General features: G+C 54.4%; 14 protein-coding genes and 1 pseudogene. 12 read left to right on the top strand and 3 right to left on the bottom strand.

The genetic code is table 11. The features are described 5' to 3' along the window. Positions 1–190: 190 nt before the first annotated feature. On the bottom strand, positions 191–442 hold the full coding sequence (locus MELB17_RS25640; protein ID WP_007350673.1) for a hypothetical protein: 252 nt from the start codon (positions 440–442) through the stop codon (positions 191–193). Between MELB17_RS25640 and MELB17_RS23830 the strand changes: the two genes are divergently transcribed. Both MELB17_RS23830 and MELB17_RS12795 read left to right on the top strand, forming a co-directional pair. Next, positions 403–834, top strand: coding sequence for an energy transducer TonB (locus MELB17_RS23830; protein ID WP_050774928.1), 432 nt, complete (start codon positions 403–405; stop codon positions 832–834). The genes MELB17_RS25640 and MELB17_RS23830 overlap by 40 nt on opposite strands. A 118-nt stretch (positions 835–952) precedes the next feature. Continuing rightward, positions 953–3,148 carry a TonB-dependent receptor family protein gene (locus MELB17_RS12795; protein WP_007350671.1) on the top strand — a complete coding sequence of 732 codons (2,196 nt, stop codon included), beginning with the start codon at positions 953–955 and terminating at the stop codon, positions 3,146–3,148. A 390-nt stretch (positions 3,149–3,538) separates the two neighbouring features. Here the strand turns inward: MELB17_RS12795 and rimO are convergent. Continuing rightward, positions 3,539–3,883: pseudogene (rimO, locus tag MELB17_RS23825) on the bottom strand (30S ribosomal protein S12 methylthiotransferase RimO); the annotation flags it as partial. Positions 3,884–4,120: 237 nt separating this feature from the next. Between rimO and MELB17_RS12785 the strand changes: the two are divergent. From MELB17_RS12785 to lnt, 9 genes are all read left to right on the top strand, one after another. Next, positions 4,121–4,528: a PilZ domain-containing protein gene (locus MELB17_RS12785; protein ID WP_083796386.1), complete on the top strand. Its 408-nt coding sequence runs from the start codon at positions 4,121–4,123 to the stop codon at positions 4,526–4,528. 99 nt (positions 4,529–4,627) lie between these two features. Beyond that, entirely contained in the window at positions 4,628–5,659 is a 1,032-nt protein-coding gene (locus tag MELB17_RS12780; protein ID WP_007350668.1) for a nucleoid-associated protein, read from the top strand. A 193-nt stretch (positions 5,660–5,852) separates the two neighbouring features. After that, a complete protein-coding gene (locus tag MELB17_RS12775) occupies positions 5,853–6,131 on the top strand; it encodes a hypothetical protein (protein WP_007350667.1) in 279 nt (92 codons plus the stop codon). Continuing rightward, entirely contained in the window at positions 6,128–7,744 is a 1,617-nt protein-coding gene (locus MELB17_RS12770) for an NAD(P)/FAD-dependent oxidoreductase (RefSeq protein ID WP_007350666.1), read from the top strand. The genes MELB17_RS12775 and MELB17_RS12770 overlap by 4 nt, the downstream gene beginning before the upstream one ends. A gap of 170 nt (positions 7,745–7,914) precedes the next feature. Then, positions 7,915–9,261 carry a tRNA (N6-isopentenyl adenosine(37)-C2)-methylthiotransferase MiaB gene (gene miaB, locus MELB17_RS12765; RefSeq protein ID WP_007350665.1) on the top strand — a complete coding sequence of 449 codons (1,347 nt, stop codon included), beginning with the start codon at positions 7,915–7,917 and terminating at the stop codon, positions 9,259–9,261. 78 nt (positions 9,262–9,339) lie between these two features. Next, positions 9,340–10,335 carry a PhoH family protein gene (locus MELB17_RS12760; protein WP_007350664.1) on the top strand — a complete coding sequence of 332 codons (996 nt, stop codon included), beginning with the start codon at positions 9,340–9,342 and terminating at the stop codon, positions 10,333–10,335. After that, positions 10,332–10,808 carry an rRNA maturation RNase YbeY gene (gene ybeY, locus MELB17_RS12755; RefSeq protein ID WP_007350663.1) on the top strand — a complete coding sequence of 159 codons (477 nt, stop codon included), beginning with the start codon at positions 10,332–10,334 and terminating at the stop codon, positions 10,806–10,808. Before MELB17_RS12760 ends, ybeY begins: the two co-directional genes overlap by 4 nt. Further along, positions 10,805–11,656, top strand: a complete 852-nt coding sequence (locus MELB17_RS12750) for an HlyC/CorC family transporter (protein ID WP_007350662.1) — start codon at positions 10,805–10,807, stop codon at positions 11,654–11,656. The genes ybeY and MELB17_RS12750 overlap by 4 nt, the downstream gene beginning before the upstream one ends. Continuing rightward, complete coding sequence (lnt, locus tag MELB17_RS12745; protein WP_007350661.1) at positions 11,657–13,219, top strand: apolipoprotein N-acyltransferase; 1,563 nt, start codon at positions 11,657–11,659, stop codon at positions 13,217–13,219. 11 nt (positions 13,220–13,230) lie between these two features. On the opposite strand, the gene MELB17_RS12740 is transcribed toward lnt, so the two are convergent. Continuing rightward, entirely contained in the window at positions 13,231–13,779 is a 549-nt protein-coding gene (locus MELB17_RS12740; protein ID WP_036184684.1) for a zinc ribbon-containing protein, read from the bottom strand. Between the two features lie 301 nt (positions 13,780–14,080). Between MELB17_RS12740 and leuS the strand changes: the two genes are divergently transcribed. Next, on the top strand, positions 14,081–16,669 hold the full coding sequence (gene leuS, locus MELB17_RS12735) for a leucine--tRNA ligase (protein ID WP_007350659.1): 2,589 nt from the start codon (positions 14,081–14,083) through the stop codon (positions 16,667–16,669). Position 16,670: the final 1 nt, after the last annotated feature.

Below are 16,670 nucleotides of genomic sequence, written 5' to 3'. Positions count from 1 at the left end.
GGTACAACCGCTGATCATGCTCCCGAAGGCAAAGACCCAGCCAACCAGACGCGCTCGATTCGCATTTCACTGGCCGACCAGGCACCCGAACCGGAATCGGCCGCGCAACCAGTCGGCAAACCGGCTCCAAGGCCAGAACCGAAACAACAGCCCGAACCTTCACCCAAAAAACCGGCGCCTACACCAAACGCTAAACCCGACCCGATGCCAGAGCCAGAGCCAGAGCCAGAGCCAGAGCCAGAGCCAGAGCCAGAGCCAGAGCCAGAGCCAGAGCCAGAGCCAGAGCCAGAGCCAGAGCCAGAGCCAGAGCCAGAGCCAGAGCCAGAGCCAGAGCCAGAGCCAGAGCCAGAGCCAGAGCCAGAGCCAGAGCCAGAGCCAGAGCCAGAGCCAGAGCCAGAAAGCGTGGCGACTGCGGCGGATAATGCAAGTAAACCAATTGCACAAACCAGCGCCAGAACAGATCAAGAAGCGGTTACTTCCCAACCCGAAAAAGCGGCAACGTCAGCCAAATCCACAAAGAAACAGCTCCGCGCGGGGGCCTCGCAGAAGACGGACAATTACCTCTCAAAACTGATGCGCCACCTGAGCGCCTACCGGGACTATCCGCGCCGTGCCCGACGACTGGGCCTGCAGGGAACGCCCGTGGTGATGTTCGAGTTTGATCGGGCAGGTCAACTCCTGAGCTATCGCCTGTTAGAAGGCTCACCCCACCGCATATTGGATGACGCAGCCCTGAATATGCTAAAACAAGCGTCGCCGTTTCCGCCAGTACCGGATGATATGACCAGCGAGACTTTTCGTTTTCAATTGCCGGTCGCATTCCAGCTCCGTTAAACACATCGTAAAAAAACTGCACTCCCCAAGCCAATAAATGATAATTATTACTTGTTGTTTATGATTATCATTTGTATAGTTGCCCCCTGAAATAAACCCGTTGTAACTGGAGAGCAACATGCCTACCCGATTTGCCCGAAACCTACTGGCACTGGCGGTCATTTCCGTCTCTGTGCCGGCCATGGCTCAAGAGCAGAGGCTCAACGAACTGGTCATCATCGGCGACGAAGCTTCGGCTTCCGAACTGCCCGGTTCGGCCCACGTGGTTTCCAACGAAAAGCTGGAAGAAATGAAATACACCGACGTCCAGCGTGCGCTGCGGCAGGTGCCAGGTATCTATATACAAGAAGAAGAAGGTTACGGTCTGCGCCCGAATATTGGTATTCGTGGTTCCGGAGCCGGTCGCAGTGACAAAATTACGCTCATGGAGGACAGCGTGCTGATGGCACCGGCTCCCTACGCCGGCCCCGCAGCGTACTACTTCCCGTCCTTTGGCCGGATACACGGTATTGAAGTGCTGAAAGGTCCAGATCTGCTACGCTACGGCCCAGCAACCGTGGGTGGTGCTCTGAATCTTCGCTCAACGCCGATTCCGGCCAAAGCCAGTGGCCAAGTGACCGCTGAAATCGGCGAAGACAGCAGCAAACGCATCCATGCCTGGTACGGTGCCAGCAGCGAACAAGCCGGATGGTTGATCGAGACCCATCAATTGGAGAACGATGGTTTCAAGGATATTCGGGACTCGGATCGTGAAAGCGGTGTCGACAAACAGGATTTCGTCGCCAAACTCCGCCTGAACAGCCCTCTGAGCGCAGAGATTTATCACCAGTTGGACCTCAAGGTCGATTACAGCGAAGAGTTGAGTAACGAAACCTACCTTGGCCTCACCGACGAAGATTTCGCAAACGATCCCAACCAGCGTTATTTCTCCTCGGAACGGGACAACATGGATACCCAGCGTACCGGCTTCATGGCGCGGCACCTGGTTGAGCTGAACCCGGACCTGACACTGACCACGACTGCCTACTACAACACCTTTAAACGTAACTGGTTCAAGGTCGACCAGATGGGCGGTACCAGCATCGCCAACCTGATCGAGAATGCCAACAATGGCGATGCCACCGCCATTGCACAGCTTCGGGGTGAAACTGCAGCGGACCTGACACTGAAAAACAACAACCGTGAATACTTCTCACGAGGCATTGACTTCAAGACGGACTGGTCCACCAATTTTGCCGACATGGCGCACAACGTTACTTTCGGGCTGCGTTATCACGAAGACGAAGTTGACCGCTTCCAGCCCGTCGATAATTTTACTCAGTCTATTGGCAGCGGAGGGCGCCCCACTCTCGAATTCGTCAGCACCACTCAGCCTACAGGCGGTAACAACCGGGTAGAAGAAGCCGAGGCCTGGAGCGCCTTTATGGCTGACCGTGTGGCAGTGACCGACCGCCTGGAGATTACTGGTTTGCTACGTTATGAGGATTTCGACACTCAGGCCACCCGCTTTGCTGACGTGGATCGCACTACCGAACAGACAGGCGCTGGGGCCCGCAACAGCACCACGGAATTGTTGCCCGGCATTGGCGCAACCTACGACCTTGGCCGGGGAGTTACCCTGCTCGGTGGCGTTCACCGTGGTCTGAGCCCCGCTGGTGCCAGTGACACAGATGTCGACCCGGAAATCAGCGTTAACTACGAAATTGGTGCTCGTCTGCGTCGCGGCGCCCTCTACGGCGAGGCCATCGCGTTCTTCAGCGACTTCAGCAACACGGTACAGAACTGCTCTATTGCCAATCCCTGCGACGGCTCCCAGACATCAGGGTCGGTGAGCAAGGGCGAATCCCGCATCGCTGGCCTTGAGACCCTGGTGGGCTACGAAATACCGCTGGCTGCTGGCCTCACCCTGCCGGTTTCCGCCACCTGGACTTACACCGATGCAGAAATCACTGAAGACAGTGATGACGGTTCAGTACTCAACGGTGACAACCTGGCGTACCTGCCAGAGCATGTATTCAACGTTCGCGCCGGTGTGAAAAACGGCAATCTGTGGGACGTCTATCTGAACGTGGCCTACGTTGAGGACATGTGCATCGACAATGAGTGCGAGCGCAGCGGTGACAATACTTTCCGCAAAACCGAGCAGTACACCGTGGCCGACCTCTCCGGCAGCTATCGTGTTGCAGAAGGCGCACGAGTTTTCGCCCGAGTGGACAACTTGTTTGACGATCAGAAAATCGTCGCCCGCTCACCGGCCGGCGCACGCCCCAACCTGCCCCGGACGGCCTTCGTGGGTATGAGCGTCGATTTCTGATGTCTCAGGGGGATAAATCCCGTCTTTTGGTGGGTTAAATCAGCAATCATTCGACCCGGTCCTTGACCGGGTTTTTTTGGAACCCTTCACACCATTCCAGCCTCCAGACTGGCGGCCATCGACAGACCAGGTTCCTCACATTGGTCAATGAAGGCAATCTGATAGACAGGCACACATGACCCTACTTTAACGATCAAGACCCGGGCCGCTGTGCTGAGCAGCCTAGGGCGCAGTCGACTTACTTCACGTCACAAAGAGGCCGTAGCAGGCCCGGCCAGACCTTGCGCTGTTTCATGCTGTCGTCTTCGACCAGTTCGACTCCACTCGCAATTGACTCAGCGCCTGCATTTTGGTTTTAGTCAGGCGCTCTTGCCAGAAACCGGTGCACCGCACCACTTCTTCACACGCATGAAGGTTCGATACCACCAGCACGCCGGGATGGGTTTCGCGAATTTTGTCCGCTTCAAGGCCCATACACCCGGTGACAATGACTTTGCCATTTTCACTGATAGCTTCACCAATGGCGTCCAGAGATTCCTGTTTCGCCGCATCAATAAAACCGCAAGTGTTCACCACCACAATATCGGCGTCTTTGTAGGTTGGCACTACGTCATATCCGTCCAACCTCAGCTGGGTCAGAATACGCTCGGAGTCTACCAAGGCCTTGGGGCAACCCAGACTGATAAAACCAACTTTGCCGTTACTGGCCTTTGTGTTTTCGGTCTTTTCTATCATAGAGCGGTTCGTAATTCCTGGTGCCGGGCGTATCAGCGCAAATAAATGGAAGCGGTATTTTACACCAGTCGGGCGCGCCGCTACAGCAAAAGCCGAAACCTGTTCCATCTACAATGGATCATTTCAAGTGAAAATTTGTGAACATCCATCCGGAAAAAAGCAAATAATCTGCCACACTGTAAAACAAACGAATTCCAACCATATAATCATCAGACTGATTGAGCCCGACCACTGCCTATGAAATCCACATCTGCACAGCCGAGTCTACGCGATCAACAACGGGTTGACGTTACGGCCGATATCGTTCTTGAAAGACCAGATGGTTGCCAGTGCAATTGCACAACGGCAAACCTGTCGCGTTCAGGTGTGATGGTATCGTGCGATCAATCGACGGCGAACTTGCTGGCCCAAGGCAACCGGGCACTGACGCCGGGAAACCCCATGCCGGTGAAAGCCCGTTTTTCCGTGCCCATGCAACCGGCACAGCCGGTCATTATCGCCGCAGGTAATATTGTGCATTTTCGACGAATTGCCCAAGACCGGTTTCAGGTTGGCATTCAATTTGAAGAATTTGAAGGCGGTGGATGCGCTTGTGTTGACCAGTATGTACGCAGTCTTCTCAATGAACGCGGCAAATCTGCCTGAAAGCCCCGAACTCCCCGCCAAAACCATTACAATACCTTGCCGCCTGAGCTGCAATCAGACTCGGCATTATTCGTTCAACCATCAGGGAGCCGCTATTCCATGGCAATCAAATATCTTCGCACCGCTTTCGCCAGCCAATATCAGCCGGGGCAACCTGCACGCTTGCGCAGCGGCGAAGCTCTGGAAGAGCCCGGTGGGGATTACGAAGCCCTGCACAAACAGATGAAGCGTCTGTTCAACGCCAAACCCGGAAAGAAATTCGGCCGTTTCTCTGACGATATCAGCGAAAGCCCTTTCAGTAGCTGGCTGAAAGATTACCTGGAAGGCAAACAGGGCTTTGCGGCCATGAGCAGCCGGCTGTTCGATCAATGGCAGGAACTGCTCAGCGGCTGTCAGGAAGAGCATCACGGCCATTTGATGCTGGTGCACGAGGCCCTAGCGGATACAGAGGTTGCGTACTTGCTGGTTGTAGAGGCCGACAGCGCCATGCGATTTGATGGCAACCAGGCGTTAGACGCTACCGACATTCTCAGCCTTTCACGGTTGAGCCTGGCGCTGCGAATCGAGCTTACCGACTGGCAGCGTGATGGCGGTGCCAGCAGCGACAGCGACAGCAACTATCTGACGCTGGTACACGCCCGCGGCACCGCTGAGCCGGGTGAGCTGTTTATTCGTCTTTGCGGTTTTACCAATCAGGTAGATGTAGAAAAAGAGACCCTGACGTTTCTGGACGCGGTGGAAGCTTTCGCAAAAAACGAGCAGCCAGATAAAGCCGGCGAAGTGCGCAGCCGCGCCTATGAGTTTTGCAAGGAGCAGCACGCTCTGGGGGAGCCGGTGGCCATCGAGGCGTTATCGGGTTATCTCGATGAAGACCAACCTGAGCGTTTTCGCGAGTTCGCCAGTAAAACGGCTGAGTTGCCCGCAAGCGGCGTGCTGCATCCGGATCATCGTAAGGTGAAGAAGCTGGTGCGAATTGGGGGATCGGGTGGTGGTATGAGCGTGTCCTTTTCGTCGGATTTGATGAATCAGGCGGTTTATTATGACCGCGACAAGGATTCTTTGACGATTACTCGTTTGCCTAAGGTTTTGCGGGAGCAGTTGCAGCGTTATCTTGATACTCGCGCGGAGTAAATTGGCTTGGGTTGGGTGGCTAAATCTCGGGACTGAGCTTTGGTGGGTGGCCACGCGGCCGACATGACTTTGTGGTTGCGGCCTAATGTTTTTTTAGAATAGGTCTGTTCGATTTTTTCTTTTTTAGGAAGTAGGCCTGTTTCATTTATACTTGTTTTACTTTTTTTGAGCTGTTTATTAGCGGGCTTTTATTATGAATATCGATAAGGCAAAAAAGCGGATCGCGAAGCTGGTAAAGAAGGGCTTTGATGGCTATCCGTTGATTTCGTTGGAATACTTTGGAGAAACGCCGGATTCCGCTACGAAAGTTGTTATTTCATTTGTTGCGGAGGAAAACGCAGAGCCTCAGAAGCAGGCATTTTCGAGCGATACTGACGCCCGGAAAAACGATGCGATTCAATCGACTCTGGTGAAGATTATTGAGCGATCTGACGTTAGAACGGTGGTTGAAGTTGAGGGTGTTTCAAAATGATACGGCTGACGAATATTCAACTGGTGCTTGATCACGATGATCAGGCGATGACCAGCGCTGTATTGGATCGTTTATCAATCACGGCCGAAGATCTGGTCAGCATTCACGTGCATAAGCGCGGATACGATGCCCGTAAAAAAACCAATATCATGCTTATTTACACGCTCGATGTTGAGACGACCCATAACGAATCCCTGATCGAAAAATTTGCTGAACATCAGTTGATTAAGGCAACTCCGGATATGAGCTATCAGTTCGTAGCGAACGCCCCGGCAGATTGTCAGGAACGCCCGGTTGTCATCGGTTTTGGGCCCTGTGGTCTGTTGGCCGGACTGGTGCTGGCGCAGATGGGTTATAAGCCCATTATTCTGGATCGCGGCAAAGAGGTGCGTGAGCGTACGAAAGACACCTTTGGTTTTTGGCGCAAGAAAATCCTTAATACCGAATCCAATGTGCAGTTTGGGGAAGGCGGCGCCGGAACATTCTCTGACGGTAAGCTTTACAGCCAGGTGAAAGACCCGAATCACTACGGTCGTAAGGTATTAACCGAATTTGTGGCGTCCGGAGCGCCGGACGAGATCATGTTTGTCAGCAAGCCGCATATAGGTACTTTTCGGCTGGTAACTATGGTTGAGCAGATGCGTGCGAAAATCATCGAACTGGGGGGCGATATACGTTTCAGCGCCCGCGTTGACGGTGTGCAAATCGACAACGGCCAGATTACCGGTGTGGTATTAGCCGATGGCGAAGTGATCAATTCCAGACACATCGCGTTGGCGATTGGTCACAGTGCCCGCGATACTTTCCAGATGCTCTACGATAACAAGGTGTATATCGAGGCCAAGCCGTTTTCTGTTGGTTTCCGCATCGAGCACCCACAATCCGTCATTGATAAAGCGCGTTTTGGCAAAAATGTGGGCAACCCGATTCTGGGTGCCGCCGACTATAAGCTGGTTCATCACTGTAAAAGTGGGCGCTCTGTATACAGCTTTTGTATGTGCCCGGGTGGCACTGTAGTGGCTGCCGCCTCGGAGGAGCATGGCGTGGTGACCAATGGTATGAGCCAGTATTCCCGTGCCGAGCGTAATGCCAACAGTGCGATTGTAGTGGGTATTGATCCGTCAGATTACCCTGGCAATCCATTGGCAGGGATCGATTTCCAGCGAGCACTCGAACGTAATGCCTACGTGTTAGGTGGCTCCAACTACGATGCTCCGGCGCAGAAAGTCGGTAGCTTTTTAAAGGGAACGCCCTCCGAGACGGTCGGCAGTGTCGTGCCCTCTTTCCAACCCGGCATCAAACTGACCGACTTGTCGAAAGCTCTGCCTGATTTTTGCATCGAGGCTATCCGCGAAGCCATTCCGGTTTTCAACAGAAAAATTAAAGGCTTTGCTTTGGAAGATGCGCTATTGACCGGTGTGGAAACCCGAACGTCTGCACCTATCTGTATAAAGCGCGGTAAAGATTTTCAGAGCATCAACACCCAAGGCTTGTACCCCGCCGGTGAAGGCGCGGGCTATGCCGGTGGCATTCTGTCGGCGGCCATAGACGGCATTAAAGTCGCCGAAGCTATGGCGCTCAGTATCAACAGAAGGCATGAGAAGTCCGCATAAAAACGCCGGAGCCACACCATTGCAAATCTGGCAGATTACCGAGACAACGCTGGTTGCGGAATGATCGCGCCGTTATAATGTACAGTTGATCTTTTCAAAATGTTTCCGAAAGCTTCTTGCCCGAAAATCCTGACTGCGGGCACCCAATACATCCAGTTGCGTTGAGACCCATGGCCAAAAAGTTATTCATCAAAACCCACGGCTGCCAGATGAACGAATACGATTCATCTCGCATGGCTGATCTGTTAAAAGTCGGTGAAGCGGTTGAAATGACCGACAGCCCGGAAGACGCCGATATTCTATTGCTGAATACCTGCTCCATTCGCGAAAAAGCCCAGGAAAAGGTGTTTCACCAATTGGGTCGCTGGAAAAATCTGAAAAAGAACAAACCGGGGCTGATCATCGGCGTTGGCGGTTGCGTGGCCAGTCAGGAAGGCCAGGCGATTATTGACCGTGCGCCCTTTGTAGATATGGTCTTCGGCCCGCAAACCCTGCACCGTTTGCCGGCCATGATTACCGAGGTACGGGCGAAGGGTAACGGCGTTGGCGTGGTCGATGTCAGCTTCCCGGAAATTGAAAAATTCGACAACCTGCCAGAACCCGGCGCCGATGGCCCGTCTGCATTTGTGTCGATTATGGAAGGCTGCAGCAAGTACTGCACATTCTGCGTGGTGCCCTACACCCGCGGTGAAGAAGTCAGCCGACCGGCGGACGATGTGATTGCGGAAGTGGCTCATCTGGCCTCACAGAACGTGCGCGAAATTAACCTTCTGGGCCAGAACGTGAACGCCTACCGTGGCGACACTCACGATGGCGATGTGATGGACTTGGCGGAGCTGATCACGCTGATTGCTACCATTGATGGCATCGACCGCATTCGCTACACCACCTCACACCCGGTGGAATTCACCGATGCGTTGATTGATGTGTACGAGCAGGTACCAGAACTGGTTAGCCACCTGCACCTGCCGGTGCAAAGCGGCTCTGATCGCATACTCTCAGCCATGAAGCGCGGCCATACGGCTTTGGAGTACAAATCCAAACTTCGCCGCCTGCGCAAGATTCGACCGGACATCAGTTTTTCATCGGACTTCATCATTGGTTTCCCCGGTGAAACCGAGAAAGATTTTGAAGACACTATGAAGCTGATCAACGACATTGGTTTCGATATGTCGTTCAGCTTCATTTACAGCGCACGCCCCGGCACTCCGGCGTCAGATTTGCCAGATGATACGGAGATGGCGGTGAAGAAGCAGCGTCTGAAGATTCTGCAGGATCGTATCAACCAAACGGTTATGGACATCAGCCGCAAAATGGTGGGCACCACGCAGCGCATTTTGGTGACCGGTCTTTCCAAAAAGGATCCGGGCGAGTTTTCAGGCCGCACGGAGAACAACCGCATCGTCAATTTCCGCCATGAGAATTCAGCGGCTATCGGGCATTTTATAGATGTTGAGATTGTAGAGGCTTATTCGAATTCCTTGCGTGGTTTGCCGGTGGATTCGGAATTGTATTAAAAGAATTCACCCATCACCGATAGCAACAAAATCAAAAAATGCTCCCTAAAAGAACCACGGGAGTAAAACGGAGAAAACTTGGACACCAACGATTCCAGACAATTTGATTTGTACCCGATTGATCAGCGCCGTTTAACGACCCTTTGCGGCCAGTTTGATGAAAATCTGAAACAGGTTGAGCGTCGCTTGCAGGTTTCTATCAGCCGCCGCGGGCATCACTTCCGCGTTCAGGGTGCGACCGAAAATGTGGCAGCCGCCACTGAGGTTGTGCGGCACATGTATCGGGAAACAGAAGCCACCGAGGATCTGACGCCAGACACCGTGCATCTGTATATTCGCGAAACCGGTTTTGAACGGTTGCCGGAAGAGGTACCGTTTGACGGTGCCGTAACCATTATCAAAACCCCGAAGCTAACCGCCAAACCTCGTGGTGCCAACCAGCAGCGATATGTGCACAATATTCGCACCCACGACATAAACTTTGGCATTGGGCCAGCGGGTACGGGTAAAACCTGGCTAGCGGTTGCCTGCGCAGTGGAAGCATTAAAAGACGAGCAAGTTAAACGCATACTGCTGGTGCGCCCGGCGGTGGAAGCGGGTGAAAAACTGGGTTTCCTGCCCGGCGACCTGGCGCAGAAGGTCGACCCATACCTGCGCCCGCTGTACGACGCTCTTTACGAGATGCTGGGTTTTGAACACGTAACGCGTTTGATTGAAAAAAGCGTGATCGAGATTGCACCGCTGGCGTTCATGCGCGGGCGCACACTGAACAACTCGTTCATCATTCTGGACGAAAGCCAAAACACCACCCGCGAGCAGATGAAGATGTTCCTGACCCGCATCGGCTTTGGCTCTACCGCGGTAATTACCGGGGACACGACTCAGATTGACCTACCCCGCGGCCAGAATTCAGGGCTAATTCACGCCGCCACGGTGCTGAATAATGTCGCCGGGATAAGTTTTATTCGTTTTGAATCCAAAGACGTGGTTCGCCACCCGCTGGTTCAGCGTATCGTTGAAGCTTACGGTGCTATTAACGATGGCAACGATCGCAACGACAGCAACGAGCGGTGAACTTCGTTACGCTGGACTTACAGTTAGTCAGCGACGCGGCGAACATCCCGTCGGAAGACCAATTCCGGCAGTGGTCGCAGTTGGCCTGGCAGGGCGATGAGCCAACCGAAGTGACCATTCGTATCGTTGACGAATCTGAAATGCAGGCCTTGAATTTCCAGTACCGCGGAAAAGACAAACCGACGAACGTCTTGTCATTTCCATTTGAAGCGCCCGCCGGTATACAGATTCTATTAGCGGGTGATCTGGTTATTTGTGCTCCAATAGTTGCACAAGAAGCCCGGGAACAGTACAAAGACACTCACGCCCATTGGGCGCATATGATTATTCATGGCATGCTGCATCTGCAGAGCTACGACCACATCGACGATAACGAGGCAGAGGAAATGGAAGGCCTCGAAATACGTCTGCTGGCGCAGATCGGCATTACCAATCCTTACGACCACGCAGAGGTAACCGAAAAAGACTCATGAGCGATGATCACTCGAGTCACAGCCAGGGTAGCAGTAACAAATCTTGGCTGGAGCGTATATCACAGGCCTTTTCCAGCGGGCCAGAGTCTGTAGAAGACGTGCTGGAAATTCTGCGCGATGCCGAAGCCCAAGAAATCATCGACACCGATGCCATGAGCATCATCGAAGGTGCGATGCAGGTTCTGGACATGCGCGTTGAAGAAATCATGATTCCTCGCTCGCAAATGATTACGGTAAAAGCGAACCAGGACCCCCGTGAATTCCTTGGTGAAATCATCTCCTCCGCCCACAGCCGTTTTCCGGTGATTGGCGATAACCCGGATGACGTCATTGGCGTGCTGCTGGCCAAAGACCTGTTGCCACTGGCGATGGATGGCGAGCTGGACTGGAATCATATCCGCGAAATTCTGCGACCGCCCAATTTTGTGCCCGAGAGCAAGCGCTTGAACCAGCTGCTCAAGGAATTTAAAGAAAATCGTAACCATATGGCGATGGTGGTTGACGAGTACGGCGGTACCGCCGGGCTGGTCACCATCGAGGACGTCTTGGAGCAGATTGTGGGCGAGATCGAAGACGAGCACGATTTCGACGAAGAAACCCACATCAAAACCCACGGCGATGATAGCTGGGCGGTGAAAGCCGTGACCCCCATTGATGACTTTAATGAAGCCTTCAGCGCCAGTTTTGACGAAGAAGAATTCGACACCATTGGCGGCCTGGTTCTCAAGGAATTCGGACACCTGCCAAGGCGCGGTGAAACGGTTGAATTCGGTGGCTTGCGTTTTACCATTGCCAACGCCGACAACCGTGTTATTCGCTTATTACAGGTTACCCGCAGTGAGTTGTAAGTGAATAACATTAGCAACCAACACCCCGCCAGCATTCCCTCTGCCGTCACCCGCTCCCTGTCAGCCAACCGCTGGTTAGGAGCCGCGCTGCTGTTGATTGCCGGCGGGCTGCAAACCCTGACCTTTGCGCCCTACTATTTATGGTGGCTGGGTCCTGTTTCCATATTGCTGATTCTGTTGGTGTGCGTGCCTCTGGCGTCCAGCCAGCTGTTCCGCGCCGGTTGGCTTACCGGCTTTGGACTATTCGCCAGCGGCGCCAGCTGGGTATACGTCAGCATCAGCCAGTACGGCAATACCAGTCAGTGGATCGCCATTGTGCTGACCGCGCTGTTTGTGGCTGGCCTGGCTCTGTTTCATGCCCTGGCGTTCTGGTTCTGGGGCAAGCTCGCGCGTTCCAGCGCGGTGCGCCGGCTGTTGCTATTCCCGGCTATATGGCTTTTGGGCGACTGGCTACGGGGATGGGTGCTCACAGGCTTTCCCTGGCTGTATCTGGGCACCGCGCACACCGACGGGCCGCTGGCTGGGTTAGCGCCCCTAGGCGGAGTGCATCTGGTCACTCTCGCCATAATAACGACCGCCGTTGCCGCCTATGGCGCGCTCTGGCTGATACTACAAACGCGGCACACTTTTGCTGCCACCGTGGTGGTCGCGGGGCTACTCCCCTGGTTGATCGCCCCTGCCCTGAATCGCACTGACTGGACGACTCTGGCACAAGAGCCCACATCAGTGGCCGCCATGCAGGGCAATATTCCCCAACAGATCAAGTGGGATCCGGAGTTTCTGAAAGACCAGATTGTGGCGTATCTGGGCATGACCGAAGACTACTGGAACACCGACATTATTCTTTGGCCGGAAACCGCCATTCCTATCCCCCAGGATAAAGCCGGCAAAATCATTGACCATATCAACGAACGTCTGGGCGAGAACAGCACACTGATTACGGGCATACCCTGGTACGGCTTCAGTGAGCGCTCGGAAGGCTTTACCTACCACAACAGCATTACCGCACTGGGCGCCGGCGAAGGCATTTATCACAAACAGAAACTGGTGCCATTTGGTGAGTACGTGCCGCTGGAGAAATATCTGCGGGGACTGATCGGTTTTTTTGATTTGCCCATGTCTAGTTTCACGCCAGGCCCGAAAAACCAATCGGCTCTGACTGCGAATGGGCTGCGGGTAATGCCGTTTATCTGCTACGAAGTGGCCTATCCGGATTTTTTGGCACGCAACGCGTTGAACACGGATCTGCTGCTGACTATCAGCAATGACGGCTGGTTTGGTGATTCCATCGGGCCGTTGCAGCACCTGCAACTGGCCCGAATGCGAGCTTTGGAAACCGGACGCTACATGCTGCGCGGCACCAATAACGGCGTCACCGCGATCATCAACAATAAAGGCCAGATAACCGAACGCATTCCGCAGTTCGAACGTGCTGTTATGACCGGCGAGATCTACGGCGCCAGCGGCAGCACGCCTTATATGGTGACGTCATCTTGGCCGGTACTGACGTTTGCGCTCATCCTGATTGTGTTTGTCCGCGAGCGGGTTATACCGAAGCTCTAACAGGCCACAAATCAACTTACCTTAATTGGCCAGCGACTGGTCACCCGCTCGTAATAGTGCGACCCGCAGGCTTCGCAGGGCTGCAGATGGCTGGTGGAGGTAAGGCATAACATGTGCTCGCAGTTCAGGCAGCGGAACATGCCTGCGGTGGCCACTTCACCGGAGATATACTGCCCGGCCTCGTGGCTTTCCAGCTTCTGGCGCAGTGCCAGCGTATCAACCATCGTTTGATCAGCAACCGACAACAGGCGTTCGGTCAGCCGTTGCTCCAGTAACGACAGATCCAGTTGCAGCCATTCCGCCAGGCCTTCTCCGGTCTCTCCCACAAAGTCCAGTAAATGCTCCAGATCCCGCTGCAGGTAAGCCCCCAACAAGCTCAGCTCATCTCGAGTCATTTCCTGCAGTTCATGTTCGGCTTCGATCGCTTTGTCGATCTCCTCTTCCAAGGTTTCCATCGAGGTTTCCTGCACCGTACGAAGGCGGCTCTGCACCTGCTCAAGCATGCGATCGTAGGCCTCAAGGGCTTTTCCAGATAGCTGATTACGTTCGGGGTCGGTCATGGGCGTTTCCTTCCGGTTTGCTAATAACTTTTTGGGGGGGGCAAGGCACTTCAAAACACACCGAAAATGCAACATTGCCGCCAGTTTCGGTGTTAAATCACTGCCGGTTAATTCCATCATGGCACACATTATTAAAGTTGGCGCGCCTCCCGCAGTAACGGCAGGTCGCCCAAATGCGACACCACCAAAGCCATAGCGGGCGCGGAACTCAAGCAGACTACCTGTTACCGCTCGTGTGCGTTAGAATAACCGCCCGCTGCGAACATCATATTGATATAGGGTAACTTTGGTAATGGCAGGTATGGACGAGCAATACAATCCCCGTGACGTAGAACAGACCGCCCGCGATTTCTGGGCTGATAACAACACGTTTACGGTGAAGGAAGAACCGGGCAAACCAAAGTACTACTGCCTGTCCATGTTCCCCTACCCCAGCGGCAAACTGCACATGGGCCACGTTCGCAACTACACCATCGGCGACGTAATCTCCCGCTACCAGCGCATGCTGGGGAAAAACGTCATGCAGCCTATGGGCTGGGACGCCTTCGGCCTGCCTGCGGAAAACGCCGCTATTGCCAACAAGACTGCGCCCGCCAAGTGGACTTATTCCAATATTGAATACATGAAGAACCAGCTCAAACAGCTGGGCTTCGGCTACGACTGGAGCCGCGAGCTGGCCACCTGCAAGCCGGATTACTACCGCTGGGAACAGTGGTTCTTTGCCCGTCTGTATGAAAAAGGCCTGGTGTACAAAAAGATGTCCACCGTGAACTGGGACCCGGTCGACCAGACCGTGCTGGCTAACGAGCAAGTTGTTGATGGTCGCGGCTGGCGCTCCGGCGCGCTGGTGGAAAAGAAAGCCATACCCCAGTGGTTTATCCGCATTACCAATTATGCCGAACAACTGTTGAACGACATGGACGATATGGATGGCTGGCCGGAACAGGTCAAGACCATGCAGCGCAACTGGATTGGCAAATCCGTGGGTACCGAACTCACCTTCCCGCTGAAAAACAGCGAAGACGGCCTGACGGTTTATACCACCCGCCCGGACACTCTGATGGGCGTTACCTACATGGCAATCGCGGCAGAACATCCATTAGCCAAAGCGTCCGCCGAGCGCCATCCAGGCGTTGCCCGTTTTGTAGATGAGTGCCGCAACAGCAAAACCGCGGAAGCCGACGTGGCGAAAATGGAGAAAAAAGGCATTGATACCGGTTTCAAAGTCGTGCACCCGCTGACCCAGGAAGACATTCCGGTATGGATCGCCAACTTTGTACTGACCGACTACGGCACCGGCGCTCTGATGGCCGTTCCCGGCCACGATGAGCGCGACCACGAATTCGCCTTGAAGTACCGCCTGCCGATCAGACAGGTGATCTCCGCCAGCGACAAGCCTGATATAGACGTGCAAGAAAAAGCCTTCACTGAAAAAGGCGTTCTGGTGTCGTCTGGCAAATACAGTGGCATGACCAGCGATGAAGCCTTTGAGTCCATCGCCGACCATCTGGAACACGAAGGTATTGGCAAACGCACCATAAACTATCGCCTGCGCGACTGGGGCGTATCGCGCCAGCGCTACTGGGGCGCGCCGATTCCGATGATGACTCTGGAAGACGGCAGCCAACGCCCGGTTCCAGACGACCAGCTTCCGGTATTGTTGCCCGAAAACGTCGAAATGACCGGCGTACAGTCCCCGATTAAAGCGGACTTAGAGTGGGCCAAAACCACTTTTGAGGGCCAACCTGCCACCCGCGAAACTGACACCTTTGACACGTTCATGGAGTCGTCCTGGTACTACGCGCGCTTCTGCAGCCCCAACTACGACAAAGGAATGCTAGACCCGGCCGCCGCCAATTACTGGCTGCCGGTAGACCAGTACATCGGCGGCATTGAACACGCCATACTGCACTTGTTGTATGCCCGCTTCTTCCATAAGCTGCTGCGCGACGTGGGCCTGGTCACCAGCTCCGAGCCGTTCAAGCAACTACTGACCCAGGGCATGGTGCTGGCAGAAACCTATTCCCGCGAAAACGCCAAAGGCGGCATCGTTTGGATTCCACCCACCGACGTGATCGCCGAACGCGATGACAAAGGCCAGGTAACCGGCTACGTCCATAAAGACGACGGCCAACCGGTGCAGGCCGGTGGCGTTACCAAAATGTCAAAGTCGAAAAACAACGGCATTGACCCGCAATCGATCATCGACGCCCACGGCGCCGATACCGTGCGCCTGTTTATGATGTTTGCGGCACCCCCAGAGCAGTCTCTGGAGTGGTCAGACAGCGGTGTTGAAGGCGCCCACCGCTTTCTTAAGCGCCTGTGGCGCCTGGTGAATGAGCAAGTTACCAGCGCCGACACAGTGCCTGCTATAGACGTCCCGGCGCTGAATGATGGCCAGAAGAACCTGCGCCGCAAAACTCACGAAACCATTGCCAAGGTCAGTGACGACATCAGCCGCCGGCTGACTTTCAATACCGCCATTGCCGCGGTGATGGAGCTGCTGAACGAAGTCAGCAAGCTCAATGACAGCGAACCCCAGACCCGCGCCGTACGCCAGGAAGCCCTGGAAACCGCAGTGATGATGCTGTCGCCGATTGTGCCCCACGTCTGCCACAGCCTGTGGCAATCGCTGGGCCACAACGAGCCGGTAGTCGATGCACGCTGGCCGGTGGCAGACGAAAGCGCCATGGTGCGCAGTGAAATCCAGATTGTGCTGCAGGTGAACGGTAAAGTGCGTTCCAAGGTAGACGTGCCGGCAAGCATCAGCAAAGCCGACCTGGAGAAGCTGGCCCTGCAAAACGACAACGTGGTGCGCTTCACCGAAGGCAATACCGTGCGCAAGGTGATTGTTGTTCCCGGCAAACTGGTTAACGTGGTGGCTAACTGAT

This window comes from Marinobacter sp. ELB17 (assembly GCF_000169375.1).
Taxonomy (GTDB): Bacteria; Pseudomonadota; Gammaproteobacteria; order Pseudomonadales; family Oleiphilaceae; genus Marinobacter.
This window is presented reverse-complemented; position numbering and strand designations above follow the sequence as displayed.